Source organism: Aphanothece microscopica RSMan92, from assembly GCF_046613545.2.
In the GTDB taxonomy this organism is placed as follows: Bacteria; Cyanobacteriota; Cyanobacteriia; order PCC-6307; family Cyanobiaceae; genus NIES-981.
In genome coordinates this window covers 1-441 of sequence record NZ_JBKKKY020000554.1, presented here as the reverse complement: position 1 = coordinate 441, position 441 = coordinate 1, and the positions used below count along the sequence as shown (strand labels likewise).

Here is a 441-nt window from a genome sequence, read left to right as displayed (position 1 = left end):
TCGACGCGCGGCACAGAACCGATCAACCCTTGTGTATAGGGATGGCGCGGCGCTCGGAAGAGTTCTGCCGTTTCGGCCGTCTCGACGAGATGGCCCGCATACATTACGCCGATGCGGCTGGCGATCTGGGCGAGTAGCCCGAGGTCGTGGGTGACATAGAGCATCGCCATGTCGAGCCTTGACCGCAAGCTGTTCAGCAGGCTGACGATCTGCTGCTGCGTCGTGACATCGAGACCCGTCGTCGGCTCGTCGAGAACGACAAGATCGGGATCGCAGGCGAGCGCCAAGGCGATGCAGACGCGCTGCTGCTGGCCGCCCGAGAGCTGGTGCGGGAACCGCGCGATGAGATCGGCGGCGCGCGGCAGGCCGACCAGTTCGAACAATTCCCGCGCCCGTGCCGCGGCGGCATCACTTGTCAACGACTGGTGCAGGAACAGCGTC

General features: G+C 65.1%; 1 protein-coding gene. It reads right to left on the bottom strand.

What is annotated here, in order from left to right; genetic code table 11:
* On the bottom strand, positions 1-441 hold a 441-nt coding region (locus tag ACLD7X_RS19020), incomplete at both ends, for an ATP-binding cassette domain-containing protein (RefSeq protein WP_411425240.1).